The 26,565-nt window shown below is 71.4% G+C and carries 22 protein-coding genes; 13 read left to right on the plus strand and 9 right to left on the minus strand.

The window, feature by feature from the left end; genetic code table 11:
- Positions 1–9: 9 nt before the first annotated feature.
- The 6 genes from OHA64_RS44910 (at position 10) to OHA64_RS44935 (ending at position 5,414) form a co-directional block, all read left to right on the plus strand.
- Positions 10–963: a Zn-ribbon domain-containing OB-fold protein gene (locus tag OHA64_RS44910; RefSeq protein ID WP_405622993.1), complete on the plus strand. Its 954-nt coding sequence runs from the start codon at positions 10–12 to the stop codon at positions 961–963.
- Positions 960–2,009, plus strand: coding sequence for a thiolase domain-containing protein (locus OHA64_RS44915; protein ID WP_405622994.1), 1,050 nt, complete (start codon positions 960–962; stop codon positions 2,007–2,009). Before OHA64_RS44910 ends, OHA64_RS44915 begins: the two co-directional genes overlap by 4 nt.
- Complete coding sequence (locus OHA64_RS44920; RefSeq protein ID WP_405622995.1) at positions 2,006–3,172, plus strand: thiolase domain-containing protein; 1,167 nt, start codon at positions 2,006–2,008, stop codon at positions 3,170–3,172. The genes OHA64_RS44915 and OHA64_RS44920 overlap by 4 nt, the downstream gene beginning before the upstream one ends.
- Positions 3,173–3,255: 83 nt before the next feature.
- A complete protein-coding gene (locus tag OHA64_RS44925; RefSeq protein ID WP_405622996.1) occupies positions 3,256–3,498 on the plus strand; it encodes a DUF397 domain-containing protein in 243 nt (80 codons plus the stop codon).
- A gap of 184 nt (positions 3,499–3,682) precedes the next feature.
- The gene (locus tag OHA64_RS44930; protein ID WP_405622997.1) at positions 3,683–4,600 is read left to right on the plus strand and encodes a universal stress protein; all 918 of its coding nucleotides are present in this window, start codon (positions 3,683–3,685) and stop codon (positions 4,598–4,600) included.
- Between the two features lie 316 nt (positions 4,601–4,916).
- Complete coding sequence (locus OHA64_RS44935) at positions 4,917–5,414, plus strand: hypothetical protein (protein WP_405622998.1); 498 nt, start codon at positions 4,917–4,919, stop codon at positions 5,412–5,414.
- 11 nt (positions 5,415–5,425) lie between these two features.
- Here the strand turns inward: OHA64_RS44935 and OHA64_RS44940 are convergent, their stop codons facing one another.
- Both OHA64_RS44940 and OHA64_RS44945 read right to left on the minus strand, forming a co-directional pair.
- Entirely contained in the window at positions 5,426–7,408 is a 1,983-nt protein-coding gene (locus OHA64_RS44940; RefSeq protein ID WP_405622999.1) for an N-acetylmuramoyl-L-alanine amidase, read from the minus strand.
- A 265-nt stretch (positions 7,409–7,673) separates the two neighbouring features.
- Positions 7,674–8,810 carry an aminoglycoside phosphotransferase family protein gene (locus OHA64_RS44945; RefSeq protein ID WP_405623000.1) on the minus strand — a complete coding sequence of 379 codons (1,137 nt, stop codon included), beginning with the start codon at positions 8,808–8,810 and terminating at the stop codon, positions 7,674–7,676.
- A gap of 245 nt (positions 8,811–9,055) precedes the next feature.
- On the opposite strand from OHA64_RS44945, the gene OHA64_RS44950 reads away from it, so the two are divergent.
- Complete coding sequence (locus OHA64_RS44950) at positions 9,056–10,549, plus strand: hypothetical protein (protein WP_405623002.1); 1,494 nt, start codon at positions 9,056–9,058, stop codon at positions 10,547–10,549.
- A 90-nt stretch (positions 10,550–10,639) separates the two neighbouring features.
- On the opposite strand, the gene OHA64_RS44955 is transcribed toward OHA64_RS44950, so the two are convergent.
- Positions 10,640–12,112, minus strand: coding sequence for a PP2C family protein-serine/threonine phosphatase (locus tag OHA64_RS44955; protein ID WP_405623004.1), 1,473 nt, complete (start codon positions 12,110–12,112; stop codon positions 10,640–10,642).
- A gap of 349 nt (positions 12,113–12,461) precedes the next feature.
- Positions 12,462–13,559 carry a chemotaxis protein gene (locus tag OHA64_RS44960; RefSeq protein WP_405623006.1) on the minus strand — a complete coding sequence of 366 codons (1,098 nt, stop codon included), beginning with the start codon at positions 13,557–13,559 and terminating at the stop codon, positions 12,462–12,464.
- Positions 13,560–13,912: 353 nt separating this feature from the next.
- On the opposite strand from OHA64_RS44960, the gene asnB reads away from it, so the two are divergent.
- On the plus strand, positions 13,913–15,757 hold the full coding sequence (asnB, locus tag OHA64_RS44965; protein ID WP_405623007.1) for an asparagine synthase (glutamine-hydrolyzing): 1,845 nt from the start codon (positions 13,913–13,915) through the stop codon (positions 15,755–15,757).
- Positions 15,758–15,773: 16 nt separating this feature from the next.
- On the opposite strand, the gene OHA64_RS44970 is transcribed toward asnB, so the two are convergent.
- Positions 15,774–17,375 carry an alpha/beta hydrolase gene (locus OHA64_RS44970; RefSeq protein WP_405623009.1) on the minus strand — a complete coding sequence of 534 codons (1,602 nt, stop codon included), beginning with the start codon at positions 17,373–17,375 and terminating at the stop codon, positions 15,774–15,776.
- Between the two features lie 295 nt (positions 17,376–17,670).
- On the opposite strand from OHA64_RS44970, the gene OHA64_RS44975 reads away from it, so the two are divergent.
- The 4 genes from OHA64_RS44975 (at position 17,671) to OHA64_RS44990 (ending at position 21,544) form a co-directional block, all read left to right on the plus strand.
- Positions 17,671–18,471: a chaplin family protein gene (locus tag OHA64_RS44975; RefSeq protein WP_405623011.1), complete on the plus strand. Its 801-nt coding sequence runs from the start codon at positions 17,671–17,673 to the stop codon at positions 18,469–18,471.
- Positions 18,472–18,921: 450 nt separating this feature from the next.
- Positions 18,922–19,698: a GNAT family N-acetyltransferase gene (locus OHA64_RS44980; RefSeq protein ID WP_405623012.1), complete on the plus strand. Its 777-nt coding sequence runs from the start codon at positions 18,922–18,924 to the stop codon at positions 19,696–19,698.
- A gap of 201 nt (positions 19,699–19,899) precedes the next feature.
- Positions 19,900–20,637, plus strand: coding sequence for a phosphotransferase (locus tag OHA64_RS44985; protein WP_405623014.1), 738 nt, complete (start codon positions 19,900–19,902; stop codon positions 20,635–20,637).
- 139 nt (positions 20,638–20,776) lie between these two features.
- On the plus strand, positions 20,777–21,544 hold the full coding sequence (locus OHA64_RS44990; protein ID WP_405623015.1) for an ArsR/SmtB family transcription factor: 768 nt from the start codon (positions 20,777–20,779) through the stop codon (positions 21,542–21,544).
- A gap of 83 nt (positions 21,545–21,627) precedes the next feature.
- Here OHA64_RS44990 and OHA64_RS44995 read toward each other — a convergent pair whose 3' ends face one another.
- From OHA64_RS44995 to OHA64_RS45010, 4 genes are all read right to left on the minus strand, one after another.
- Positions 21,628–22,068 carry an SPW repeat protein gene (locus tag OHA64_RS44995; protein ID WP_405623017.1) on the minus strand — a complete coding sequence of 147 codons (441 nt, stop codon included), beginning with the start codon at positions 22,066–22,068 and terminating at the stop codon, positions 21,628–21,630.
- A gap of 181 nt (positions 22,069–22,249) precedes the next feature.
- Positions 22,250–23,005: an anti-sigma factor domain-containing protein gene (locus OHA64_RS45000; RefSeq protein WP_405623018.1), complete on the minus strand. Its 756-nt coding sequence runs from the start codon at positions 23,003–23,005 to the stop codon at positions 22,250–22,252.
- A gap of 193 nt (positions 23,006–23,198) precedes the next feature.
- Complete coding sequence (locus OHA64_RS45005; protein WP_405623020.1) at positions 23,199–24,572, minus strand: cryptochrome/photolyase family protein; 1,374 nt, start codon at positions 24,570–24,572, stop codon at positions 23,199–23,201.
- Positions 24,569–26,128, minus strand: a complete 1,560-nt coding sequence (locus tag OHA64_RS45010) for an SDR family oxidoreductase (RefSeq protein ID WP_405623022.1) — start codon at positions 26,126–26,128, stop codon at positions 24,569–24,571. The genes OHA64_RS45005 and OHA64_RS45010 overlap by 4 nt, the downstream gene beginning before the upstream one ends.
- A gap of 240 nt (positions 26,129–26,368) precedes the next feature.
- Here OHA64_RS45010 and OHA64_RS45015 point away from each other — a divergent pair, with 240 nt between their 5' ends.
- Entirely contained in the window at positions 26,369–26,536 is a 168-nt protein-coding gene (locus tag OHA64_RS45015; protein ID WP_356777008.1) for a hypothetical protein, read from the plus strand.
- The last annotated feature ends 29 nt before the right edge of the window (positions 26,537–26,565 follow it).

The raw sequence follows: 26,565 nt of genomic DNA on the forward strand, positions 1-26,565 counted from the left end.
ACATCCGGGATGCCCGAAGTCCTCCAAGCCCCGCTCGTCGTCGAGTTCCCGTTCACCCGCTCCCTCGGCCCCGTCCAGAGCGCCTTCCTGACCGGCCTGCGCGAACGTGTCGTCCTCGGCGTAGGCACCGGCGACGGTCGCGTTCTCGTACCGCCCGTCGAGTACGACCCCGTCACCGCCGAGGAGATCGGCGGCCTGGTCGAGGTGGCCCAAACCGGCACCGTCACCACCTGGGCCTGGAACCACGACCCCCGCCGCGGCCAGCCGCTGGCCACCCCGTTCGCCTGGGTCCTGGTACGCCTCGACGGCGCGGACACGGCCCTCCTGCACGCTCTCGACGCCTCCGGGCCGGACGCCGTGCACACCGGCATGCGGGTCCGGATCCGCTGGGCCGACGAACGCTCCGGCGCCATCACGGACATCGCCTGCTTCGAGCCGTACGACGGTGCCGACCAGCCCGAACCCTCCGTGCACAGCGGCGAGTTCGAGAACCCGGTCACCGGCATCGTCGCCGCCGCCCGCCTCGACTACACCTACTCGCCAGGCCGCGCCCAGTCCGCCTACATCCAAGCCCTGGGCGGCCGGCGCATGGTCGGCGAGCGCTGCCCGTCCTGCACCAAGGTGTACGTACCGCCGAGGGGCGCCTGCCCCACATGTGGTGTCGCCACATCCGAACAGGTCGAGGTGGGGCCGCGCGGCACGGTGACCACGTACTGCATCGTCAACATCAAGGCTGCGCATACGGCGAATCTCGACATCGAGGTGCCGTACGTCTACGCCCACATCGCCCTCGACGGTGCCGACCTCGCCCTGCACGGCCGGATCGGCGGCATTCCCTACGACCAGGTGCGCATGGGCCTGCGCGTCGAAGCCGTGTGGACGGACGACTCCCGCTACCCCGACCACTACCGGCCGACCGGCGAACCCGACGCGGACTACGACACTTACAGGGAGCTGTTGTGACGCGAGAGATTGCGGTCGTCGCCTTCGCGCAGACCGACCACCGACGCACCTCGCACGACCTCTCCGAGGTCGAGATGCTGATGCCGGTGCTGCACGACGTCCTCGCACAGACTGGCCTGAAGACCGCCGACATCGGCTTCACCTGCTCCGGCTCCAGCGACTACCTCGCCGGGCGCGCCTTCTCCTTCACCCTCGCCCTCGACGGCGTCGGAGCCTGGCCGCCGATCTCCGAGTCGCACGTCGAGATGGACGGCGCCTGGGCCCTGTACGAGGCGTGGACCAAGCTGCTGACCGGCGACGCCGACACCGCGCTCGTGTACTCCTACGGCAAGTCGTCGCCCGGATCCGTGCGTGACGTGCTGACCCGGCAGCTCGACCCGTACTACGTGGCCCCGCTGTGGCCCGACTCCGTCGCGCTCGCCGCCCTCCAGGCACAGGCGCTCATCGACGCGGGCGACACGGACGAGCCCGAGCTGGCGGCCGTCGCCGCCCGAAGCCGCGAAGACGCGTCGGCCAACCCCCACGCTCAGCTGCGCGGTGCGGTGGAGCAGGGGGAGTACGTCGTACGTCCCCTGCGCACCGGCGACTGCCCGCCCATCGGCGACGGCGCCGCCGCCGTGATCCTCGCGGCCGGGGACCGCGCCCGGGAACTGTGCGCACGGCCCGCCTGGATCCGCGGCATCGACCACCGCATCGAGGCGCACAGCCTGGGGGTCCGGGACCTGACCGACTCGCCCTCCACCCGCCTGGCCGCCGAGAAGGCCGGCGCCTTCGACAAGCCCGTCGACACGGCCGAGCTGCACGCGCCCTTCACCTCGCAGGAGGTCGTCCTGCGCAAGGCGCTCCGGCTGCGCGACGACGTGCGCGTGAACCCGTCCGGAGGCGCGCTCGCGGCCCATTCCGTCATGGCGGCCGGACTCGTCCGGATCGGCGAGGCCGCCGCCCGCGTCCACCGCGGCGAGTCCGACCGCGCCCTCGCTCACGCCACCTCCGGCCCGTGTCTGCAACAGAACCTGGTCGCCGTACTCGAAGGGGATCCGCGATGAGCAAGGAGCCCGTGGCCGTCGTAGGCATCGGCCAGACCAAGCACGTCGCGGCGCGCCGGGACGTGTCGATCGCGGGGCTGGTCCGGGAGGCCGCCCGGCGCGCCCTCGACGACGCCGAGCTGACGTGGGCGGACGTCGACGCCGTCGTCATCGGCAAGGCGCCCGACTTCTTCGAGGGCGTCATGATGCCGGAGCTCTACCTCGCCGACGCCCTGGGCGCCGTGGGCAAGCCGATGTTGCGGGTGCACACCGCGGGGTCCGTCGGCGGGTCCACCGCGCTGGTCGCCGCGGGTCTGGTCGCGGCCCGCGTCCACGGCACCGTGCTCACCCTCGCCTTCGAGAAGCAGTCCGAGTCGAACGCCATGTGGGGTCTGTCCCTGCCGATCCCCTTCCAGCAGCCCCTGCTCGCCGGGGCCGGCGGCTTCTTCGCCCCGCATGTGCGCGCGTACATGCGACGAAGCGGAGCGCCTGAGACGGTCGGTTCCCTCGTCGCGTTCAAGGACCGGCGCAACGCGCTGAAGAACCCCTACGCACACCTCCACGAGCACGACGTCACCCTGGAGAAGGTCCAGGCCTCGCCCATGCTCTGGGATCCCATCCGCTACTCGGAGACCTGCCCCTCCTCCGACGGCGCCTGCGCGATGATCCTCACCGACCGCGCCGGAGCCGCCCGCGCGCCCCGGCCCCCGGCCTGGATGCACGGCGGGGCGATGCGTAGCGAACCCACCCTCTTCGCCGGCAAGGACGCCGTGTCGCCGCAGGCCGGCAAGGACTGCGCGGCCGATGTCTACCGGCAGGCCGGGATCGCCGACCCGCGCCGGGAGATCGACGCCGTCGAGATGTACGTACCGTTCTCCTGGTACGAGCCCATGTGGCTGGAGAACCTCGGCTTCGCCGACGAGGGCGAGGGCTGGAAACTCACCGAGTCCGGGGTGACCGAGCTCGACGGGGACCTGCCCGTCGACATGTCGGGTGGTGTCCTGTCGACCAATCCCATCGGCGCCTCCGGCATGATCCGCTTCGCCGAGGCGGCACTCCAGGTGCGCGGACAGGCCGGGGAACACCAGGTGGAAGGGGCGCGCAGGGTGCTCGGGCACGCCTACGGCGGCGGATCCCAGTTCTTCTCGATGTGGCTTGTGGGGTCGCGGCCACCCGACTCCTGAAAGGTCCCCCTCACGTGGCCTGTTGGCGTCCGGAACCGATCGCTAGGCTGGCCGCGGACGACGCAATCGGGAGGAGCAGGGACGTGGCCGAGACCACCATCCAGCAGCAGCCGCTCATGGGCTGGGACAAGCCCGAGCTGGACCTCAGCAACGCCGAATGGCACTCCAGCAGCCGTGGCCTGGGGGATGTCCAGATCGCCTTTGTCGAGGGATTCATCGCGATGCGCAACAGCGGCCGCGCGGAGAGCCCTTCCCTGATCTTCACACCGGCGGAGTGGGGTGCGTTCGTATCGGGAGCGCGGGAAGGAGAGTTCGACCTCACCTGATCGCCGGATTGACCGCCGGGCCGACCCGCCAGACCGACGCTATTGCGCCGATCCGGCGGACGGACCCGTCGGTGTTCCCCGCGTTTTTGACGGACACGCGACCTTCAGCGCTCTCCTGGGGCCCCTGCCTGAGCAAGGCTGACCCCAGGGAACGCGAGGTCGTACATCCGGAAGCGAGGAACCCATGGACACCCTGCCGGTGATCGCGGCGGTCGACGGTTCGGACGACAGCCTGCGCGCCCTGGACTGGGCACTCGACGCCGCCCGCCGACACGAGGCGACCCTGCGGATGGTCCATGTACGGCAGTACGCCGCGTGGGCACGGCCGGACGTCCTGATCGCCGGACCGCCCGACGCGGACGACGACCCGGTGCTCGACCAGGTGCGCAGGTATCTGGAGGGCAGGTATCCGGAGGACAGGGCCGACCGGCCGGAGACCGAGTACCTCGCCCTGGAGGGCGCCTCCGCCGCCCTGCTGCCCGAACTGGGCTCCACGGCACGGCTGTTGGTGCTCGGGTCCCGGGGCCGCGGCGGCTTCGCCAGTCTGCTCCTCGGCTCCAACGGCATGGCCGCCGCGCGGGACGCCGAATGCCCCGTCGTCGTAGTGCCCCGCCCTGGACGCGAGGTGCACGGCGAGACGCCCCACGAGCCAGGCACGCGGGTGGTCGTCGGCCTCCAGGTCGACAGCCCCGACGAGGCCACGCTCGCGTTCGCCTTCACCGAGGCCGCGCTGCGCGACGCGCGCCTGCAGGTCGTGGCCGCCTATGCCTGGCCGGCGCAGACCTGGGTGGCTCCCGTCGACCTCGTCCCGCCGACGATCGACCAGGCCGCCGTAGAGAACGAGACCCGCACCCTCGCCGAGGGCTTCCTCGCCCCGCACCGGGCCCGGCACCCCGAGGTGCGGGCCGAGCCGTACGTGGCCCCGGGCGACGCGGCCGGACACCTCGTCGCCGCCTCGAAGAACGCCGACCTGGTCGTCGTGGGCCGCCACCGGCGGCGCCTGCTGGCACCCGCCCGCATGCTGGGCTCCGTCACCCACGCCGTCCTGCTGCACGCGGCGAGCCCGGTCGCCGTCGTTCCGCCGGCGCCCCCGGAGGTCTGAGCCGCCCGCACCGGACCGCCACCGCGACGTACGGCACCGGGTCATACAGGGTGGCGGCGGCCACACCGCGGCGCTCGCGCATGTCGCGGTCGCTTTCCTCGCCGAACCGGACCGGACCGACCGGACCACCGACGCCCGCGCGCCCGCCACGCGCCGCGCTGTGTGCGGTACTTCCTCAAGTGGCACCCACGCCAGCAGTGGTGCCAACCGTCCTGCGACGACCGGGCCCGGGAGCCGGCCGTCACGAACGTCATCGGACCGGAGTCCAGGCCCGCCCGCACGCCAAGGACCGCTCTCGGCCACGTACCATGGCGGCATGTCGTTCCTCCGCCGCCGCAGCGCCACTCCCGCAGGGCCTGACTTCGACGTCCTGGCCATGGACCCGAGCGACTGGCCCGGCAATCTGAACGCCGGTCTGTTGCCCGCCCCCGACGGCAGCTGCCAGGGCCTGTACCTGCGGTACGACCTGTTCGGAGGCCGCGGCCCGGCGATGATCATCGGCAATCTGCCGGAGGGCTCCCCGGCCCGGGACATCGCCGACGACGAGATCCCCTTCGAGGTGGGACAGCTGTTGCTGGCCCTGGAGAACGACGAGGAGGTGAGCGTCGTCAGCACCGAGGACATGCCGGTGATGCAGGGCGACAACCTCCTGATCGTGCGTCGCCTGAAGCTCTCCGAGAGCCGGATCTCCTGCGTGCAGTTCGACCGCAGCGACAACGTCCTGGTGACCATCGCCTCGTGGGACCGCCCCATCACCGACGACCTGTACGCCCTGCTGAAGCCGCTCCCGGCGGAACTTTTCCAGCAGGGCTGAGGAGGCGGCGGCTACCCGGCCGACGGCACCACCCGTACGTCGGCGGCCCGCACGAACGCCACCCGGTGACCGAACTGGATCTCGTAGTACGAGTCCTCGCCGATCACGACCTTGTGCGAGTCGGGGCTGAAGGTGACCGCGTAGAGGTACTCGCCCGGCAGCCTGTCCCCGACCACGTACCGCTGCCCCGCCGGCAGCCGGTACGGCAGCGGCGACACCGCCTGGGCGGGCACTCCCGGCGGATAGGCCGCGGCCTCCGGGTAGGCCCGGCCGTAGACCGGGACATTCTCCAGACCGGCCCTCGGCGTCACCACACGACCCCTCGCGTTCACCGCGGTCGGGTTCTTCTTCGGGTTCTTGAACCAGGCCTTCTGGCCCAGGTACCAGATCGCCGTCCAGTCCCCGTGGCGGTCGGCGACCGCGTACTGCTGGCCGGTGGAGACACGTGAGGACACGTCGTTCACCCCGGGCGTGGGGGCCGTGCCCAGACCGACGTCCTTGATCAGCGGGGAGTTCTCGTCGTGGTCGGAGTACAGCCGGACCTCGCTGGAACCGTGGGGCGCGCAGGGCGTGCCCTGGGTGACGCAGCCCGTGTACTCCGGCTTGTTCTCCGCGTAGTCGGGGCGGATGGTCACCAGCCCGCCGTGCGTGCCCGCACTGGGCTCGAAGGGGCGCCCGAGCAGCTCGAAGTAATGGCGCCAGTCCCAGTACGGGCCCGGATCGGTGTGCATGTCGGCGATGATCGGCGTGGTCGGGCCGGGCACGTTGTCGTGGCCCAGGATGTGCTGCCGGTCCAGCGGGATGTCGTACTTCCTGGCCAGGTACGTCACCAGTCGCGCCGACGAGCGGTACATCGCCTCCGTGTACCAGGCGTCCGGCTCCGCCAGGAAGCCCTCGTGCTCCAGTCCGATCGACTTGGCGTTGACGTACCAGTTGCCCGCGTGCCAGGCCACGTCCTTCGCCTTCACGTGCTGGGCGATGTGACCGTCCGTGGACCGCAGCGAGTAGTTCCACGACACATAGGTCGGGTCCCGCACCAGGTCGAGAACCGTGTCCCAGGTGCCCTCGGTGTCGTGGACGACGATGTAGTCGATGCTCTGGGAGGTCGGCCGGTCGCCCAGGTCGTGGTTGCCGTAGTCGCCGTCGCCGAACTCCTCGTAGGGAGCGGGGATCCACTCGCAGGCCACAGTCCTCGGGCACTCCGTGCCGCGCGGGTCGAGTGTCCGCAGCCCCGTCCGCGCGAGCTGCTCGGTGTCGGGGACCAGGTCGGGCTGGGCGGCCAGGGCGATCCGCCGGCCGGTGTCGGTGGTGCGTTCCTCGCCGGTGCGCAGTACGTCGTACACGTCGTCGGCGTACGCGGCGGCCGTCGCGCTGTCGTCCGCGCCGGAGAACCGGGCCACGGCCCCGTACCAGGCCGCCGGATCCTCGCTCAGGGGTTCGCCCAGATCCTTCTGGGCCGCTGCGAGGAGCGCGGCACCGCCGGCAACGTTCGAGGCGGGGTCGGTCCGCAGCCGCTCGGCGCTGAGACCTGTCAGATCCGCCGCCCTCGCCAGGGTCCTGAGCCGGGCCGGGAGCGCGGAGTCCTCGGGGATCTCGGTCTCCGGGATCTTGGTCTCGGGGTGCAGCGGCGGGCGGGCGCCGTCGCCCCGTGCGTCCTCAAGGCCGTCGCTGTGGTGTGCCGGCGCACCGGCGAGCGCGGCGCGGGCGTCGGTGAGGTGCATCGGGCCGTAGCCGCCGGTGACACTCGGCGCCCCGGCGTGGGTGTCCCAGCGGGACTGGAGGTAGGAGACGCCGAGGAGGACGCTCCGCGGCACCTGGTACTGGGCGGCCGCCAGGGCGAAGGCCGACCGGAGAGGGTTCGTGGTGCTCTGCGCCTCGGAGGGGGCCGCGCCGAGCAACGGCAGGAGCAGCGCGGCGGAGCCCAGCGCGCCGGCCGTTCTTCGGACGGCCTTGTGTCCGGCGGTCCTGCGGGGGGCGGTGACGGATCCTCGCAATGCAGCCTCCTGGGACGGACGAGCGATGAACCGCACGGGGCCCGGGTGTGCGTCAGTGGTACCCGGTTCCCGACGATCCGTCAATCATGCCCAGGAGCTGGTGATTTCCCATGTCAACCCGGCCACGGGAGTTTCGTGGCGGAGGCCCGCCGGCCTGCCGGGCGTCAGTGGTGTACACCGATGGCCCGTGAACGTCGCCCGGTCCCGGACGTACGAGATCCGCGGCACGCCGCTGCGTCGGGCGTACCGCGGATCCTCGTCCCCGTCAGCGAGTACCGACCGCCGCGCGCACGGCCCGTCGGGCCAGCTGGCAGTCGTCGTGCAGCCGCCTCAGCAGCAGCCGCTGTTCCTCGCCGGACGGCGCGGCACCCGGGTGGGCTCCCGGTGCCGTCGGGGTCGTGTCGTGCATCGAACGCTGCACGGCCATCTCGTAGGTACGGATCTCACGGGTCAGTACCAGCATCAGGTTCACCAGGAACGCGTCCCGCGAGGCCGGGCCCGCCGACTGCGCCAGCTGGCTGATCTGCCGCCTGGCCACCGGGGCGTCCCCGAGAACCGACCACAGCGTGGCCAGGTCGTACCCCGGCAGATACCAGCCCGCGTGCTCCCAGTCCACCAGCACTGGACCGGCCGGGGACAGGAGGATGTTGGACAGGAGCGCGTCGCCGTGACAGAACTGGCCCATGCCCTGGCGGCCGGCGGTCGCCGCGATGCCGTGCAGCAGTTTCTGCAGGTCACCCAGATCCCGGTCGGTGAGCAGCCCCAGCTCGTGATACCGGTTGATCCGGGTCGCGTAGTCGAGCGGGGCGTCGAAGGTGCCCGTCGGCGGACGCCAGGAGTTGAGCCGACAGACCGCGCCGAGCGCCGCTCTGATGTCCGCGCGGGGCGGGGCTTCGGCGGGATGCCGGTGCAGTGCCGCCACTCGTCCGGGCATCCGTTCGATGACGAGGGTGCAGTTGTCCGGGTCCGCGGCGATCAGCCTCGGCACCCGCACCGGGGGGCGGTGCCGGACGAACGAGCGGTATGCGGCTATCTCGTGGCGGATCCGCTCGGCCCACACGGGGGAGTGGTCCAGTAAACACTTGGCGACGGCGGTGCTGCGTCCTGTCGTGCCGACCAGGAGCACGGAGCGTCCGCTGCGGCGCAACACCTGCACCGGGGCGAACTCCGGACAGATCCGGTGCACCGACGCGATCGCCGTGCGCAGCTGGGCGCCCTGGGGGCCGGACAAGTCGAGTCTCCCGCTGAGCGGTTGGGTACCGAGCCCCGGAACGCGCCGCGTCCTTCCCGCACCGAGTACGGGGGCCGTCGGACGTGCGGGGTCGAGATAGGGGCCGCCACCCGCAGGCCGGGGATGCAGCGACCGGGGTGGGGCGGACACGGAGGACGATGCTGCGTACATGGGGGAAACAGATCCCTTCGTGTGCCTGCGACGACAGTGCGCGCCCGGCCCGGTCGCCCCGGGTGCACCCTGGGGAGTGCATCCGTGGTGCAAGGAAGGCGACCGGGTCGGGGTGGCGCATTCCTACCTGACACCCGATGCCCACTGGCACACCATCTGGCGCACCCTGGCGAACCGTGGCGAATAGTCGCCCGGCAACTCTCACCGGGCTACTGTCAACTCAGCCGAGTACCTGGGGGCTTGACGTGAGCGGACAACCCAACACCCGCCTGTCGGACCTGTTCGGCCTGGCCGGCTGGTCCAAGGGCGAACTCGCGAGACTGGTCAACAAGCAGGCGGCGGCCATGGGCCACCCCCAGCTGTCGACCGACACCTCACGGGTGCGGCGGTGGATCGACATGGGAGAGATCCCGCGCGATCCGGTGCCGCGGGTGTTGGCGGTCCTGTTCACCGAGCGTCTCGGCCGTGTCGTGACCATCGAGGACCTCGGTCTGGCCCGGCACGGGCGTGCGGGAAAACGGCAGGGCGACGGGAGTGAGGAACATCCCGACGGAGTGCCGTGGGCGCCCGAGCGGACTGCTGCGGTCCTCACCGAATTCACGGGAATGGACCTCATGCTCAACCGACGCGGCTTGGTGGGCGCGGGCGCCGCGCTCGCCGCGGGATCCGCACTCAGCAGTGCCATGTACGACTGGCTGCACACCGATCCGGCTCTGACCGCCGACGCTCCCCAGTTCGACGACCCCCTGCACGCCGACCAAGCCGGGTTCGACCGCTACGAGGCCGCACCCATCGGATCACAGGAGATCGAGGAACTGGAGCGCTCGGTCGAGGTGTTCCGGGCCTGGGACGCGGCCCGCGGCGGCGGCTTGCAACGCAAGGCAGTCGTGGGCCAGCTCAACGAGGTGGGCGGAATGCTCGCCTACCGGCACCCCGACCATCTCCAGCGGCGCCTGTGGGGCGTCGCCGCCAATCTGGCCGTCCTCGCGGGCTGGATGTCGCACGACGTCGGCCTGGAGCCCACGGCCCAGAAGTACTTCGTCATCGCCGCCCACGCCGCGAGAGAGGGCGGCGACCGGCCCCGCGCCGGGGAGGCGCTCTCCCGAGCGGCTCGCCAGATGGTGCACCTGGGCCGTCCCGACGACGCGCTCGACCTGATGAAGCTCGCCCAGTCCGGCTCCGGCGACGAGGTGCTGCCGCGGACCAGGGCGATGCTCTACACCATCGAGGCCTGGGCCCAGGCGTCCATGGGCAAGGGCCAGGCGATGCGCCGCACCCTCGGACAGGCGGAGGACCTCTTCGTCTCCGACCGGGGCGACGTGCCGCCGCCGAGCTGGATGCAGACCTTCAAGGAGGAGGACCTGTACGGCATGCAGGCCCTGGCCTACCGCACGCTGGCCGAGCACGATCCGGGTGCGGCCGTGCACGCCCAGCACTACGCGGAGAAGGCGCTGGCTCTCAGGGTCGACGGTCGCCAACGGTCGAAGATCTTCGACTTCCTGTCCATGGCCTCCGCCTGCTTCATCGGCGACGACCCCGAGCAGGCGGACCGGTACGCACGGCTCGCCCTGGTGTCGATGGGCTCCAACTCCTCCCACCGCACCTGGGACCGACTGCGTCAGATGTACCGGCTCACCGCCGAGTACTCCAGCTATCCGAGGATCAACGAACTGCGGGAGGAGATCAGGCAGGCCCTGCCCAGGCCCAAGGGCAGGGGCGGCAACAGCGCACCGGCGTAGGGGCGGTGGCGTCCCGATCCCGTCGGGTGGTGGTTACCGACATCACGTTGGCGAGGCGGTGGTCAGGACGTCACCTCGGCGCGGGGGAGCTCAGCACATCACCTTGGCGACGAGCACGCAGGCGTCGTCCTCGCGCTCGTCCTCGCCGAACTCCTCCACGACCATCCGCACGCAGTCCTGAGCGGTGCGCGCCTCGTCCAAGCGCGGGGCCAGGTCGAGAAGACGGTTCGCGGCCGTCCCTCTCCCGTTCTCGGCGTCGCTCGGGTGCCGGCAATCCCATCGACCGGGCACCAGCCCCTCGGTGTGCAGCACAAGGAGGTCCCCCGGCCGAAGGGCTTCCTCGGCCTGTTCGTAGACGGCACCGGAGGTCGCGCCGAGCAGGACGCCCGCAGGTGGGCGCAGCCTGCGTCCCGTCCCGTCGCGGAACAGCAGCGGGGCGGGATGTCCGGCCTGCGCCCACACCAGGGTGCGGGTCTCGGGCCGGTAGCGGCAGCAGACCGCGCTGCCGAGGGCGGGCTGCACGGTGGCGTCGAGCAACTGGTTGAGCAAGGCCATCAGTTGGCCGGGCTGGGTGCCGGCCACGGCCATTCCGCGGACGGCACCCAGCAGGGTCGCCATGCCGGAGGTCACGGCGACCCCGTGGCCGGTGAGGTCGCCGACGCTGAGGAGGGTCTCGCCGTCGGCGAGCTCCAGGGCGTCGTACCAGTCACCGCCGATCAGGGCACTCGCCGTCGACGGCAGGTAGTGCGCCGCGAGGTCGAGTGTCTCCGGTCCCTGGTGCGGGAGCCGCAGGGAGCCGCGCCACGGCGGCAGCACGGCTTCCTGCAGCTCGACCGCGAGCCGGTGCTCGGTCTGCGCGTGGTGCCGGTGGCGTTGTAACGAGTCACGGGTCTCGCTCACCGTCCGCTGGCTACGGCGCAGTTCACTGACGTCCCGCAGCACCGCCCACATCGAAGCGGTGCTGCCGTCAGGGTCGAGCACGGGCTCGCCCATCATGTGCACGGTCCGTATGTCGCCGCCCGGGCGCACGATCCGGAACTCCCCGTCGATCGGCTTGGCGTCGACGAGGCAGTCGGTGACCATCGTCGTCAGCCTCGGTCGGTCCGCGTCCCACACCAGGGACGGCAGCTCGTCGAGCGTCAGCGGGGGAGCCGCGGGGTCTCGGCCCAGGATCTGGTAGAGCTCGCTGGACCAACTGGCCTCGTCCGTAAGGAGGTTCCACTCCGCGCTGCCCACCCGGCTGAGCAGCGAGCCGCGCCGGGGAACAGGGGGCACGGCTCGGACGGCGGATTCCGGCTCCGGCGACGTGGATGCGGCGGGCACGGGCGGCGGACCGTCCCGCAGCTGTGCCAAGTGCTCGTCCAGGTCGTTGAGTTGGTGCAGTGCCAGGTCGTACAGCGCGCGCTGCCAGCGGTCCTGGGGGTCCGAGCCGTCCGGCCGCGTGTCCTGCCGTACGGCGTCCATGTCGCCCTTGAGTCGCCGCGTCTGCGAAATGAGCGCGTCGACCGAGCCGCGTCCTGGCGGCTGGGCGGCTGGGCGGTCCGCAGAGAGGTGGGACGACATGACGCGCTCCGATGCGGGACGGTACGACCAAGGCGGACGGAAGGACCGGTTACGACTGTTGCACAGCCCGCGACGCACTGTAAGGGATTTGGCAACACACGATCCGGTGGTGCTTCTGGCATATGCCACAGTCTTCACGGAGCGGTCGGATCCCGCGCCTGCGGAGGGCGCGGGGTGAGTCAAGTCGTAGGTTTCGTACGGGACTTGAGGGGCGCCGCGATAGTTCATTTATGTGTTCGACGGCCCTGTGTTCTAAGGAGTGTGGCACAGGGGGCACGGATCCAGACCGCCGTCTTTCGCGTGACTCAGGTCACATCCATCCCTCTCCGTGAGGGTCCGCGCGCGGAGATCAGTACCGCAGGACACCCGCCATCCCCTCGGCTTCGCCGAGGGCGCCGTCCGGTACGAACCGCACGTCGGCGCCGGTCTCCAGGCACTGTTCGACGATCTCGTCCACGATGTCCTCGCGGGCGTCGAGGTCGCCGCTCACGGCCGGGATCAGATGGTCGCCGTCGTCGTCACGCACCGTCACCCGGTAGTTCTCCTCGACGGCCAGCAGCCGCACGCGGCCTTCCCGGGCGCTCTGCCAGAGCTCGTCGACGCCGGCCGCGAACGCCCGGTGTCCCCGTGCCGACTCGAGGGCGCGTGCCACCGTGTCGGTACTCCTGAGGGCCTCGGCGGCGACCAGCGGCCGGACCGCCTGCCACACGGTCTCGGGGGTGCCGTGGGCGAGTCCGCCGTGCGGTAGGTGCACGGCCTCCCTGGTGACGCCGCCGACCTCGTCCAGGGCGGAGAGCGCGGCCGGCTCACCGGTTACGTACAGCGTCCGTTCGTCGTCGCGCAGCACCGCGCTCATCGCAGTGTCCGCCGCGCGCAGGAAATGGCGGGTGTCCTCGTCACGGAAGGTGCTGGGCAGGTCGCCGATCCGTTCCTGGCGTTCGGCGTCGAAGTTGTCGCGGCTCCTGGCCAGGGGGAATTCACCGGTGCGGGCCTCGGAAACCCGGTCCGTGCCGCCGTTCCACAGGGTGGCGCGGTCGGCGGAGAGCGAGAGCACCCAGAACGAGCGCTCGGCGGCCTGTGCGGACACCAGGTTGCGGGTCAGGAACGTGTCGGAAAGCACCACACGTTCGGGCACGGGCCTGGGTAGCGACCACACATGGTGCTCCCCTGGTGCCGCGTAGATCACCAGGCCCTCCTCGGCGTGCGCCAGATCCACCTCGGTGACGGCCTGGTCGAGGTGGCGGGTGACGTCCATGCGCCGCTCCCGGGGGACTGCGGGATCGGCCTCCAGTTGCCGCTTGGCCTCAGCCACCACGTTGCGCAGCCGGACCCGGTCCTGGGCGTTGTCGGGTTCACGGCGGTGCGTGGGCGTCAGCACGGACACCGCGGGATAGGGGCGCGGGCGGCGCAGTCCGGTGAGGGTCGCGGGGCTGAGTGCGTGCTCCATATGAGCACCATAGGACCGATTCCAGGTTCAGGCATTTGGGGCAATCCGTTGGCGTCGACGGACGCCGGTGGAACTTGGGGAAGTGTTTGCCGTTGGCTGAATCATGATCCGATCCGCCCGGCGGGAAGCGCTTCGGCGGTTATCGCGGACGCAAAGCGCGGCCGAAAGTGCGGGGGTGGGGGCGGCGCCCGCGTTACGCGCACGTTGACCCGCCTCCGGGGTGTGACACACGCTCGACATATAGGTGCTAGTTACAACTGGTTTTCCGGGAGGGTTTGTCGAGGGCGTGTCACCGGTGAAAAGCCGCAGGTGGCCGCCCATGCCCTCCATGAACCGGACAGTAGGAGGTACATATGTGCGGCATCACGGGCTGGGTCTCATTCGACCGCGACCTGCGCGCCGAGTCCGACACATTGCATGCGATGACCGAGACGATGGCGTGCCGCGGTCCGGACGACCGTGGCGTCTGGGCGCAGGGACCCGCGGCCCTCGGACACCGCAGGCTCGCCATCATCGACCTGCCCGGCGGCCGACAGCCGATGACGGCCGACACCCCGCACGGCACGGTCGCGCTCGTGTACTCGGGGGAGACCTACAACTTCACCGAGCTGCGCCGCGAACTCGTTGCCCGCGGCCACCACTTCACCACCGACTCCGACACCGAGGTCGTGCTGCGGGGCTACCTCGAATGGGGCGACGCGGTGGCAGAGCGCCTCAACGGCATGTACGCCTTCGCCATCTGGGACGGTCGCGCCGACAAGCTCGTCATGATCCGCGACCGCATGGGCATCAAGCCCTTCTACTACTACCCCACCCGCGACGGCGTCCTCTTCGGCTCCGAACCCAAGGCGATCCTCGCCAACCCGCTGGCCCCGGCACGGGTGCGCCTGGACGGACTGCGTGAACTCTTCACCATGATCAAGACGCCCGGCCACGCCGTGTGGGACGGCATGCGCGAGGTCGAGCCCGGCACCGTCGTCACCGTCGACCGCTCGGGCCTCAGCCGTCGCGCCTACTGGGAACTGGAGACCCGCCCCCACACCGACGACCGTGACACCACGGTCGCCACCGTCCGTGAGCTCCTCGACGACATCGTGCGCCGCCAACTCGTCGCCGACGTCCCCCGCTGCACCCTGCTCTCCGGCGGCCTCGACTCCTCCGCGATGACCGCGCTCGCGGCCCGGCAGCTCGGCGAGCACGGGGAGCGGGTCCGCAGCTTCGCCGTCGACTTCGTGGGACAGGCGGACCGCTTCGTCGCCGACGAACTGCGCGGCACCCCCGACACACCGTTCGTGCACGACGTGGCCCGCGCTTCCGGCACCGACCACCAGGACATCGTGCTCGACGCACAGGCCCTGGCGGACCCCGCGATCCGTGCGCAGGTGATCCGGGCCCGCGACCTGCCCATGGGCTTCGGCGACATGGACGCCTCCCTGTACCAGCTGTTCCGGGCCATCCGTGAGCGTTCCACGGTCGCCCTGTCCGGCGAGTCCGCCGACGAGGTCTTCGGCGGATATCTGCAGTTCTTCGACGAGGAGGCCAGGCGCGCCGACACCTTCCCCTGGCTGGTCCAGTTCGGCCGGCACTTCGGTGAGGACGCCGATGTCCTGCGCCCGGAGCTCACCAAGGCCCTCGACCTGGAGTCGTACGTCGCCGACGGCTACCGCACCGCCGTCTCCGGCATCCGCCGCCTCGAGGGCGAGAGCGACTTCGAGTACCGGATGCGCCAGATCTGCCACCTCCACCTGACCCGGTTCGTACGGATCCTGCTCGACCGCAAGGACCGCGCCAGCATGGCCGTCGGCCTGGAGGTGAGGGTGCCTTTCTGCGACCACCGGCTCGTCGAGTACGTGTACAACACCCCCTGGTCGCTGAAGTCCTTCGACGGACGGGAGAAGAGCCTGCTCAGGGAGGCGACCGCGGACGTGATCCCGAAGTCCGTGTACGACAGGGTCAAGAGCCCCTACCCCTCCACCCAGGACCCCGCGTACGCGGCCGCCCTCCAGGACCAGGCCAAGGACCTCCTCGCCCGGCCCGACCACCCGGTCTTCGACCTCGTCGACCGTGAACGGCTGAGCAGCTCCGCCCACCATGACGCCCCGGTGAGCACCCAGGCGGCGCGACGCGGTCTCGAGCGGACCCTCGACCTGGCGCTGTGGCTCGACCTCTACGAGCCCGAGGTCGTGCTGAGCGACTGAGCCGCATCGCCGGACGTCATTCGCGGACGCCCTCGGGCCCGCAGGAGCTGCCGTCCGGCGGGAGCGAGCCGTACAGCAGGAACGCGACGACCTTTTGGTGCACACACTTGGAGGACGCGTAACCCGTGTGTCCCTCGCCCTTGTTGTCGAGCACCACGGCCGAGTCGCCCAGCCGCCGGGCCGTCTCCACGGTCCAGCGGTAGGGCGTCGCCGGGTCGCCCCGGGTACCCACGAGGAGCATCTTCGCGGTGCGTACGTCCCGGACCTCCTCGCGGATGTAGTCGGTGCCCTTGGGGCGGCCGTAACACATCAGGTACTCGGTGAGCCGGTAGCGGCCGAAGACCGCGGAGGCTTGTTCGTACTCGGCGCGCAACCGGCCGAGGTCCCGGGTGATCCGGTCGGCGTCGGGGCGGTCCGGATCGTCCGCGCAGTTGATCGCCATCAGCGCCGCCGGAAGATTGTCGGGAGGCACGTCGTCCTGGTCGACGAGTGCACCGTGCGTCCCGTCGCCGACCCGCACGCCGGACGCCCGGAACGCGGACCCGCTGCCCAAGAACCCGAGAAGCGCCCGGGTGTCACCGTCCTCCACCAGGGAGGCGAGCGCCCGTTCCAACGAGGGCCACAACTCCTCGCTGTAGAGAGCCTGGCTGAGCGCGCCGACGAGATCCTGCCCGGTGAAGTCCTCGCCGAAGTCCGTCGGTACCGGGTCCTGGTCGAGCGAGGCGACGAGCCGTACGACCTCCTCCCGGGCCGAGCGGGCATCGGTGCCGAGAGGACAGGCGATGTCCTCCACACACCAGTTGACGAAGTCCTCCAGCGCTCGCTGCTGCCCCGCGGCACCCGCCACGCCCTGCTCGGACAGCGGCTCGGTGAGCGTGTCCACGCCATCGAGCGCCAAGCGGCCGACCTTCTCGGGGAACTGGGCCGCGTACACCGCGCCGAGCCGTGTTCCGTAGGAGAAGCCGAGGTAGTTCAGCTTCTTGTCGCCGAGGGCCTGGCGCATCACGTCCAGGTCGCGGGAGGCGTTCACCGTGCCGACGTGCGGGAGGACCTGTCCGGAGTGCTTCGCGCACGAGGCGGCCGCCCTGCGGACGTGTTCGAGCATGGCCTTCGGATCGTCGGTGACATCGACATCGCTGCCCCCGTCCGTCAGCAGGACGGAGTCGGTGGGGACGTCGCCGCAACTGACCGGCGAGGACCTGCCGACGCCGCGGGGGTCGAAGGACACCACGTCGTAGCCGTTCGTCAGGTCCATGAAGTCGTCGCCTCCGGCGGCGAGTTCGGCGACTCCCGCGCTGCCGGGGCCGCCGAAGTTCAGCAGCACGGACCCGTGTGACGGGCCGGTCGCCCGATAGCGGGCGAGTGCCAGATCGAGGGTGGCGCCCCGCGGCTTCGTGTAGTCGAGGGGGACGGTGACCTTCCCGCACTGGAGGTCCTCGGGCATGTCGACGCCTTCGCACTTCGCCCACGTCACCTTCTGGTGGTAGAACCGCGACACATCGGGTTCGGAGCCGTCCGAGGGTCTCGCCGGAAGCCCCGCGCCGAGCAGGGCCAGCCCGGCCGCCGAGGTGATCGCGCAGCGCCGGAGGGTGGGGCGCGTCGACAGCTTGGACAGCATCGATGCCTCCAGGGACGCCCGTCGCGGACCGGGGAGCGGCGCCCTCGATCACGATAGGCGGACCTCGTAGCGCACGCCTCCGGGCCAGCGGGATCGCGGTGACTGGCCTACCCTGCGCCCTCTCCTGGCACAAACGGCGGTTCTGCCGCCAGTTCGATAACCACGACGCTCGATGGGGTGAAAGCCCGATAAGCCATAACTCGGATGGTTCAACCGCGTTCTACCCGGTGCGGGTGAGTGCCCGCGACCATGTCTGGAAGGCAGGGAACCTATGAAACGGGTTACCCGAAACGGAATGATCGCCGTCGCCGCCGCCTCGGGCGCGATGGCAATGGCCGCGCCGGCGTCCGCCGCGTTCGCGGCCCCAGGCGCCTCCGCGGACGGCGCCGCGGTGGGCTCGCCCGGGCTGATCTCCGGCGACACCGCCCAGCTCCCGGTGCACGCCCCGGTGACCCTGTGCGGGAGCACCGTGAACGTGGTGGGGCTGCTCAACCCCGCGGCCGGCAACAGGTGCGCTCACGAGAGCGGCGATGGGTCGGCCCGTGGGCTCGGCCTTGGGGACGCGCGGGGCGGGGCCGGCGCGCATGGCGGTGCGGAGGCACGGGGCGGGGGGAGTACGCACGGCGGGGCGGGTACGCATGGTGGTGCGGGCACCCAGAGGGATGCGGGCACGCATGGAGGGGCGAGTGTGAGCGGTGGGTCGATTGCGAGCGGCGGCGGAATCGATTCGTCGGGCGTGCTCTCCGGGAACGGCCTCCAGCTCCCGCTCCAGCTGCCCGTCAACCTCACTGGCAACAGCGTGAGCGTGGTCGGCGTCGGCAACGCGGTCGTGGGCAACGAGTCAGTGAACCTTCCCGGAGACGGCCCGACGGTGCCTCACCGCCCCGACCGCCCCGACCGCCCGGTGCGGCCGGCGCACAGGCCTGCCCCGCCGGCGGCGAACCCCGCCCCCCGACCGGCCCCGCCGCAGCACCTCACGGGCGCCCTCGCCGAGACGGGAGCCGACCGGACCGTACCCGCCGTCCTGGGCAGTGCCGTGCTCGTCCTGGGCGGAGCGGTCGTGTACCGGCGCTACCGGCCACGGGTGGCGCGCTGACCGCCTGTCTCGTTCATGCCTCGCTCGCTCCACGCAAGCGCCGGCGGGCCCGCTGCGCCGGGAACACGACCAGCGGGTCCGGCAGTGGGCCACGGCCCTCCTCCTGGCGTGATCTTCGCCCTGCGTCCAGGCCGGGCCCTGCCCGTCCCGGGAGCGTACGAACGGCACCGGGCGGCTGCGCGGGCCGGCGGGGAGGCGTGGCTTCGACGTCTCCGGAAGGCGTGTCTGCGGCTCGCCGGGGCGACGTGGCTGTGGCTCGTCGGCAAGGCGCACGCCATGCTCCGGCCCGCATCGACTGACTGGCCCGCAACCGCGACCGGCTGCGCGCGTACCCGACGGCGGTTCGGGCGGTGGGCGCGCGGTCGTGAACGGCGTCGTGGGTGCCTGTCCGGACGGCGGGCGGCCGTAAACGCCGTTGTCGCGAAGGCATCCTGGTGGTGGAGTGAGCGCATGGATCACATCGCGGTACTCGCCCTGTACGACCGGGACATGCGCGAGGGCGCGCAGCCCGACGGCCCTGGTGCCCGGATAGAGAGGGCAGGGCGGGTGGTCCGCCAGGTCGCCTCCGCCGAGGGCTGGAACGGTGTCGTCTGGTCCGACCTCGACGAGGCGTCGGCCGACGCGGCGATCGCCGAGCAGATCGCCCACTACTCCGGTCTCGACCGCGAGTTCGAGTGGAAGCTCTACGGCCACGATCTGCCGGTGGACCTGGGCAAGCGCCTCAGGACCGCCGGGTTCGCGCCAGAGCCCGAGGAGACACTGATGATCGGAGAGGTCGCTGATCTGACCCTGGACGGCGACCCGCCCGAGGGCGTCCGCTTCCTGCCGGTCACCGACCGGGCCGGCGTCGATCTCGTCGCGGACGTGCACGAGAAGGCATTCGGCACCGACAGCTCCCGGCTGCGACACCAGTTGCTCGCCCGGCTCACGGACGACCCGGACACCGTCGTCGCCGTCGTCGCCCTGGCCGGTGACACACCGGTGAGTGCCGCCCGTATGGAACTCGTCCCCGGCACCCGCTTCGCGGGCCTGTGGGGCGGCGGCACCGTCGAGGCCTGGCGCGGCCGGGGCATCTACCGCGCGCTCGTCGCCCACCGGGCCCGCGCCGCCGTGTCCCGCGGCTACCGCTACCTCCAGGTCGACGCCTCCAGCCAGAGCCGCCCCATCCTCGAACGCCTCGGCTTCCAGCCGCTCACCACGACGACGCCGTACGTGTACGTGCCGTAGCCCGCACCTCTCGCGGTAACCCGCGGTACATGTCGGTCGACGGCGGTGCAGGACGTAACTGTGGGAGCCCCGGTCGGCATGTGAGGACCCGCGCCTACAGGTCGAGTTGGTACTCCACCGCCCGGTGCGTCCTTCAGTCCGGCCCGCGCGGTGCCCGTCGACAGTCTGCGAGTCGCGACGACGAGGAGAGGCGGGGATCACGTGGAGGAGTCGGTACTCGGCGGCGGCGCGGTGAACGAGGTGGTGCGGGTCGGCAAGACCGTGCGACGGACGCCGTCCGAGCGGCGGGACTACGTGAGGGACCTGCTCACGCTGTTCGAGCGGCGGGGATGGGCGGGCGCACCACGCCACCTGGGCACCGACGACCGGGGACGGGAGGTGTTCGCCCACATCGAGGGTCGGGCGGCCCTGGTTCCGTCGGAGCGCGCCGCCGCCCGCGCCGACGCCTGCCTGGTACGGGTGGCCCGGCTCGTCCGCGCGTTCCACGACCTGACACACGGCACCCCGCTGGCCGGTGACCGGGACGTCGTGTGCCACAACGACCTGGCCCCCAAGAACACCGTGTACGCCGTCACGGGCGACGCGTGGCGCCCGCAGGCCTTCATCGACTGGGACCTCGCCGCACCGGGGGAGCGCATCCACGATGTCGCCCATGTGTGCTGGCAGTACCTGGATCTGGGCCCGGGGGCGGGCGACCCGGCGGAGGCGGCCCGCCGGATGGGGTTGATCTGCGACGGCTACGGCCTCGACCGGCGTGACGATCTCGTCGACACGATCCTGTGGTGGCAGGACCGGTGTTGGCGGGGCATCGAGGCCGGAGCGGACCGCGGCGAGCCGGCCATGGTCCGGCTGCGGGAGGCCGGGGCCGTCGACGAGGTGCGCAGTGCCTGGGGGTGGGTCTCCGGGCACCGGCAGGAGTTGGAGGGCGCGGCACGCTGACGCCTGGGCGCCGCGCCGTCAGCGTGCGGGGGCGTCGTACGGGAGCTGCCCGGCGCAGCCGGGCGGTCCGCCGTGCGGCATTGACATGCAGGCAATTGCCTGCATAACTTTGAGTGTGCGATCAGCTGACGACTCTGGGATGGACAAGGTCTTCAAGGCGCTGGCCGACGAGACGCGCAGGCGACTGCTGGACCGGCTGCACGAGGACAACGGCCAGACGCTGGGAGAGCTGAGCGAGCACTTCGCGATGACGCGTCAGTCGGTGACCCAGCATCTGGCCGTCCTGGAGGCCGCCAACCTGGTCAGCGCCGTGCGGCGGGGGAGGGAGAAGCTGCACTACCTCAATCCCGTGCCGCTCCACGAGATCCAGGAGCGGTGGATCGACAAGTTCGAGCGCCCGCGCCTCGGCGCGCTCGGCGCCGTGAAGCGACGAGCCGAGGAAGCCATGACCGACAAACCGACATTCGTGTACGTCACCTACATCGAGAGCACGCCCGAGAAGGTCTGGGAGGCCCTCACCGACGCGGACCTGACCGCCGCCTACTGGGGGCACAGCAACGTCTCCGACTGGCGGCCCGGCTCACGCTGGGAGCACGTCCGCACGGACGGTTCGAGGGTCGCCGACGTGGTCGGCACCGTGGTCGTGAGCGAGCGACCCACCCGGCTCGTCACCACCTGGGCCGCTCCCGACCAGGAGGATCAGCGGGACCGGCACTCCCGGGTCACCTTCGACATCCGGCCGCACGCCGACATCGTCCGCCTGACGGTGACGCACGAGGACCTCAACGACGAGGGTGAGCGCGCGGACGCCGCCACCGGTTGGCCGGCCGTGCTGTCCAATCTCAAGTCCCTCCTGGAGACCGGCAGTGCGCTGCCGCAGAAGCCGTGGCAGGTCCCGGCCCGCTGACAAAACGCGCAGGGGCCCGGTCCGCGGTGCGCGGACCGGGCGCCTCGGGTGTTCCTTTCCCGTGGTGCGTCTCCCGACGGTCCCTACGGCCTCGGGTTGCTCCTCGCCGCCGTGGCGATGCACATCAGCCCCAGGATCACGGCGAGGGCGCCGATGACGACGTTGTTCCAGATGACCCCGGCGTCCGGGCTGTCGCCGACTATCCACGGCGAAACGATCATCCACACGCCCAGTGCGCACATGGCCCAGCTCAGGCCGTACATGCGTTCAGGAGTCTGGGTGAAGCCGAGGGCCAGCAGACCGATCGCGATGCCGACGATCAGGTTGTGGGTCACGAGGTCGGGCTGGCTCGTCGTGTAGTGGAGTATCCACGGGGACACCGCACAGTACAGACCGAGCAGGAACACCGGTCCGTCCACGAGAGCCACATCGCGACCGCCGAGCATGCGGGCGTAGCGCTCCCGCATCTCCGAAGCATCCGGGTGGGTGGTGATGTCACCCCTGGTATGCGAGACGTTGGCCATGACTCGTCTCCTTTGACTTGCTGGCCTGACCGCTTCTGGTGCGGTATGCGGTAAGCGCCGCGTAGTGTCATTCTGCGCTTATTTGGCCCTTATGTGTAGAGGTCAGGGGGGAGAGCCCGGCGGGGCGGACGTGGGGCACCCGGCCCCGCCGGGTGTGCCGGGCCCTTCTCTCGCGTCGGCGTCAGGCCGGCAGCCGAAGCATGGCGACCGGGTCGGAGGAGGGCTCGTCCGAACCGCCCGTCGGCTCGACCGTGATGCCCATGCCGGAGGCCCCGTCGACGGCGCCCGTCAGCGACACCGCCTGACTCGACCGGTGCGGATCCATCAGACCGGCGGGACGCATCCGCCCGTCGTCGTCGAACCACAGCTGGTAGACCTTGCCCGACGGCGGCTCGGCCAGCCCGGACGCCACGAACACGGCCTTGTCCAGGCGGGCCGAGACCACGACGGCGCCCCGTGCGCCGCCCACCAGGGCCGATGTACGGGCCTTCGCGTCGGGAGCCGCGAGCACGGCGGCCGCCGTCTCGGCGCTCTGCTCGGCCCGCCGCGCCTGGTCCCGGGCGTCCTCGGCACGGTCGTACTGCCACCCGGCGGTCCCGCCGAGAACGGCGGTCACGGCCAGGCAGGCAGCCGTCGTCCAGCGCGACCACCGGCGTCCCCGCCGCAGCGCCCGGCCCGGCGGGAGGTCGGGGGCCGCGTGTCCGGTCTGCTCCTGCCGCACCATGGTGATACGGCGCAGTACCTCCTCGAGGACGGCGGGCCGGGGCCGTGCGGACGTGGCGAGGCCGAGCCGGGCCGCGGTGGCGGCGAACCCGGCGACCTCCAGGCCGCAGGCCTCGCAGTCGGAGAGGTGCAGTTCGAACGCCTCGCGCTCGTGGGCGTCGAGGGCGTGCAGGGCGTACGCACCCGTCAGCGTGTGCGGGTCCGCGGTGATCACGCGGTCACCACCAGACAGTCGCGCGGCGGGGTCTTGCCCGTACTGAGGGGACGGGAGAGCGCGGCTGTCTGCCGAAGTGCACAGCGAGTTTCACAGGGGTCCTCACGGAGGGGGGTGGCATGTACGGACGTAATCCGGTGCCGAACGCCGGACGGATTGGTCGGACGCCGAAGAACGCGTCAGGCCGAGGTCCTCAGTCGCGCCCACGGGCCCGCTTGAAGCGGGCCAGACCGTCAGCCAGGCCGATGATCGGGTCCGGGTAGTCGAGCGCAGTCCGGTCCTGGCCTTCGAGTTTCCAGGGCTCGTGCACCGACGGGCCCCGCACGCCCGCGAGTTCGGCCACCCAGCGCCGTACGTACGCACCGTCGGGGTCATGGCGCTTGGCCTGGGTGACGGGGTTGAGAACCCGGTTGGGGCGGGTGTCCGTGCCGGTTCCGGCCACCCACTGCCAGTTGAGCTGGTTGTTGGCGATGTCGCCGTCGACCAGCAGATCGAGGAAGTGCCGGGCGCCGACGCGCCAGTCGACGTAGAGCGTCTTCGTGAGGAAGGAGGCGGTCAGCAGCCTGGCACGGTTGTGCATCCAGCCCTCATGGCGCAGTTGGCGCATCGCCGCGTCGATCACCGGATAGCCGGTGCGACCCTCCTTCCAAGCCGCCACGTCCTCGTGGGCCGAGCCGTCGGACCGCCAACGGTCGTGCTTCGTGCGGTAGTCGACGGTGGCGGCGTCCGGCCGCGCGGCGAGAACCTGACGGTGGAAGTCGCGCCAGGCCACCTGCCGTACGAAGGCCTCGGCGCCCGGGCCGTCGCCGCGGCGCACCCGACGGACCAGCTCGACGGGGGAGAGGGTGCCGAAGTGCAGATGCGGCGACAGCCGTGAGGTGGCGTCACCGGCGAGGTCGTCCTGCCGGTCCTCGTACGCCTCGACACCGCGTCGCAGCCATGCCGACAGGCGTTTCCTGCCCTCCCGCTCGCCACCTCGGGCCAGCCCCTGCGACACCCCCGGAACGTCGCTTCGCGCGGGCGGTGACTCGGAGCCGATGCCGTCGGGGACGTGTACGGCGCCCGGTGCGGCGAGCGTGTCACGCAGATGCTGACGGGACCACTGCCGGAAGTACGGCGTGAAGACGGCGAAGTGGTCCGAGGACGCCGGTGTGACCGCCCCCGGTACGACGGCCGTGGTCACCGCGTCGTGGACGTGCAGCCGGCGCCCCGCCGCCTCCAGCGCGAGACGCAGCCGCTCCTCGCGCCGGCGCGCGTACCCGCTGACGTCGGCCGCCATGTGGACCTCGTCCGCGTCCGCTTCGGCGGCCACCCTGCACACCTCCTCGACGACGTCCCCGGAACGGACCACGAGCCCGCCGCCCCGCTCACGCAGACCGTCGTCGAGGTCCCGCAGACAGTCGGCCAGGAACGCCAGCCGGTTGGCGGCGGCGAACCCGGCCCGGTCCACGGCCCGGTCTCGCACGAACAGGGGAACCACGTGGCGGCCCCCGTCGCCCGCCGCCCGCAGCGGCGGATGGTCGTGCAGCCGTAGATCGGCGGTGAACAGGACGACCGAGACGTTCATGGCGTGTGCTCCGGGGACGACGACGAGGACGAGGACGACGATGTGGGAGCCGACGCCCGGGCCGCCGCCTTCGCGATGTTGCGGGCCATGCCGCCGAACACCACCCCGTGGAAGGGCACGACGCTCCACCAGTAGAGGTGGCCCAGCAGGCCGTGCGGATGGAACAGGGCACGCTGACGGTAACGCGTGCGGCCCGCGCCGCCGGGGGTGTCGTCCGTCTCGGCGTACATCTCCAGCCAGGCCAGACCCGGCAGCCGCATCTCCGCCCGCAGCCGCAGCAGTCGGCCGGGCTCGATGTCCTCGACCCGCCAGAAGTCCAGTGAATCCCCCACCCGCAGCCGCGTCGCGTCCCGGCGCCCCCGACGCAGACCGACCCCGCCGACCATCCGGTCCAGCCAGCCCCGAACCGCCCAGGCGAGCGGGAACGAGTACCAGCCGTTGTCCCCGCCGATCCCCTCGATCACCCGCCACAGGGCGTCCCGGGAGGCGTCCACGGCCAGCTCCCGCCGGTCCGTGTACAGGCTGCCGCCGGCCCAGTCGGGGTCCGTCGGCAGCGGATCACTGGGCGCGCCCGGAACCGACGCGGACGACCACCGGGTGGCCACCTCGGCGTCCTGGACACGCCGCAGCGCCAGCCGTACGGCCTCGTCGAAGCCCACGGGGTGCCCGGACGGGGCGGGCACGTACCGCTCGATGTCGTGTTCGTGGCAGACCACTTCGTGGCGCAGCGACTCGGTCAGCGGCCGTGCGATCCCTGGAGGCACGGGGGTCACCAGTCCGACCCAGAGGCTGGAGAGGTTGGGGGTGAGGACGGGGACGGGGATGATCACGCGACGCGGCAGCCCGGCGATCGAGGCGTACCTGTTCATCATGTCCCGGTAGGTCAGGATGTCCGGCCCGCCGATGTCGAAGGCCCGGTTCACCTCGCCCGGCATACGCGCGCTGCCGGCCAGCGCGCGCAGCACGTCCCGTACGGCCACCGGCTGGATCCGGGTGCGCACCCAGCTCGGCGTCACCATCACGGGCAGTCGCTCGGTGAGGTGCCGCAGCATCTCGAAGGACGCCGAGCCCGAGCCGATGACCACCGCGGCCCGCAGCACGGTCGTCGGAACGCCCGACTCCAGCAGGACGCGGCCCACCTCGGCGCGGGAGCGCAGATGCGGCGACAACTCCCGCTCGGGCACGCCCGCCGGCGTGAGGCCGCCGAGGTAGACGACGCGCCGCACCCCCGCGGCCCGGGCCTGCTCGCCGAAGACGCGTGCCGCCGCTCGGTCGGTCTCCTCGAAGCCGCGTCCGGTGCCCAGCGCGTGCACCAGGTAGTAGGCGACGTCGATGTCCCGCAGGGCGTCCGCGACCGACGCGGCATCGGTGACGTCACCGCGCACCACCTCCACGTCGCCCGCCCACGGAAGATCGCGCAGTTTCCCCGGGGAGCGGGCCAGACAGCGCACCCGATGCCCCTCGGCGAGCAGTACCGGAACGAGCCGACCGCCGATGTACCCGGTGGCTCCGGTCACCAGACAGCGCAGCACCGGTCCGGAGTCGTCCGTGCTCATCAGGCCTCTTTCCCTCGGGTTCGCTCGCTCCCGCGATCTCTTCCAGTGATCCCCGCCACTGATCCCTTCCACGGGACCCAGCGGACCGGATGCGGCTGTTCGAGGTGGATTCGGCGGAGGTTGCGGAGGTTTCCGGTCCGGTTGCCGAAGGTGGCACATGTCCGGGCCGTTCGCGGGCAGGCGGGACGTACGAGAGTTGACATTCCAAGAGCCGAAAGGCCAGCTGGAGGTGCTGCCGCTATGGGCGCGAAGGTGTTGGAGCGGTTTCCTGCGGGTGCTCCGCGCGGATCGTGGCCGGCGGAGGAGTACGCGGCGGCGCGCCGAGCCGAGGGCGAACCGGCGCAGGTGGTCATGGACCTGAAGTCGGACGCGTTCCTCGTGGTGGTCCCGGCGCGCGACGAGGACTAGCACAGGACTGACACCCGTCCGGCGCCACA

Source organism: Streptomyces sp. NBC_00076, from assembly GCF_045041235.1.
Taxonomy (GTDB): Bacteria; Actinomycetota; Actinomycetes; order Streptomycetales; family Streptomycetaceae; genus Streptomyces.

Excerpts from the sequence above, each read along its gene's own strand:
- OHA64_RS44930 (WP_405622997.1), top strand. The coding sequence starts at position 3,683 with ATGGACACCCTGCCGGTGATCGCGGCGGTCGACGGTTCGGACGACAGC.
- OHA64_RS45005 (WP_405623020.1), bottom strand. The coding sequence starts at position 24,572 with ATGAACGTCTCGGTCGTCCTGTTCACCGCCGATCTACGGCTGCACGAC.
- OHA64_RS44935 (WP_405622998.1), top strand. The coding sequence starts at position 4,917 with ATGTCGTTCCTCCGCCGCCGCAGCGCCACTCCCGCAGGGCCTGACTTC.
- asnB (WP_405623007.1), top strand. The coding sequence starts at position 13,913 with ATGTGCGGCATCACGGGCTGGGTCTCATTCGACCGCGACCTGCGCGCC.
- OHA64_RS44980 (WP_405623012.1), top strand. The coding sequence starts at position 18,922 with ATGGATCACATCGCGGTACTCGCCCTGTACGACCGGGACATGCGCGAG.
- OHA64_RS44920 (WP_405622995.1), top strand. The coding sequence starts at position 2,006 with ATGAGCAAGGAGCCCGTGGCCGTCGTAGGCATCGGCCAGACCAAGCAC.
- OHA64_RS44945 (WP_405623000.1), bottom strand. The coding sequence starts at position 8,810 with ATGTACGCAGCATCGTCCTCCGTGTCCGCCCCACCCCGGTCGCTGCAT.
- OHA64_RS44910 (WP_405622993.1), top strand. The coding sequence starts at position 10 with ATGCCCGAAGTCCTCCAAGCCCCGCTCGTCGTCGAGTTCCCGTTCACC.
- OHA64_RS44990 (WP_405623015.1), top strand. The coding sequence starts at position 20,777 with ATGGACAAGGTCTTCAAGGCGCTGGCCGACGAGACGCGCAGGCGACTG.
- OHA64_RS45010 (WP_405623022.1), bottom strand. The coding sequence starts at position 26,128 with ATGAGCACGGACGACTCCGGACCGGTGCTGCGCTGTCTGGTGACCGGA.
- OHA64_RS44995 (WP_405623017.1), bottom strand. The coding sequence starts at position 22,068 with ATGGCCAACGTCTCGCATACCAGGGGTGACATCACCACCCACCCGGAT.
- OHA64_RS44960 (WP_405623006.1), bottom strand. The coding sequence starts at position 13,559 with ATGGAGCACGCACTCAGCCCCGCGACCCTCACCGGACTGCGCCGCCCG.
- OHA64_RS44955 (WP_405623004.1), bottom strand. The coding sequence starts at position 12,112 with ATGTCGTCCCACCTCTCTGCGGACCGCCCAGCCGCCCAGCCGCCAGGA.
- OHA64_RS45015 (WP_356777008.1), top strand. The coding sequence starts at position 26,369 with ATGGGCGCGAAGGTGTTGGAGCGGTTTCCTGCGGGTGCTCCGCGCGGA.
- OHA64_RS44970 (WP_405623009.1), bottom strand. The coding sequence starts at position 17,375 with ATGCTGTCCAAGCTGTCGACGCGCCCCACCCTCCGGCGCTGCGCGATC.
- OHA64_RS44975 (WP_405623011.1), top strand. The coding sequence starts at position 17,671 with ATGATCGCCGTCGCCGCCGCCTCGGGCGCGATGGCAATGGCCGCGCCG.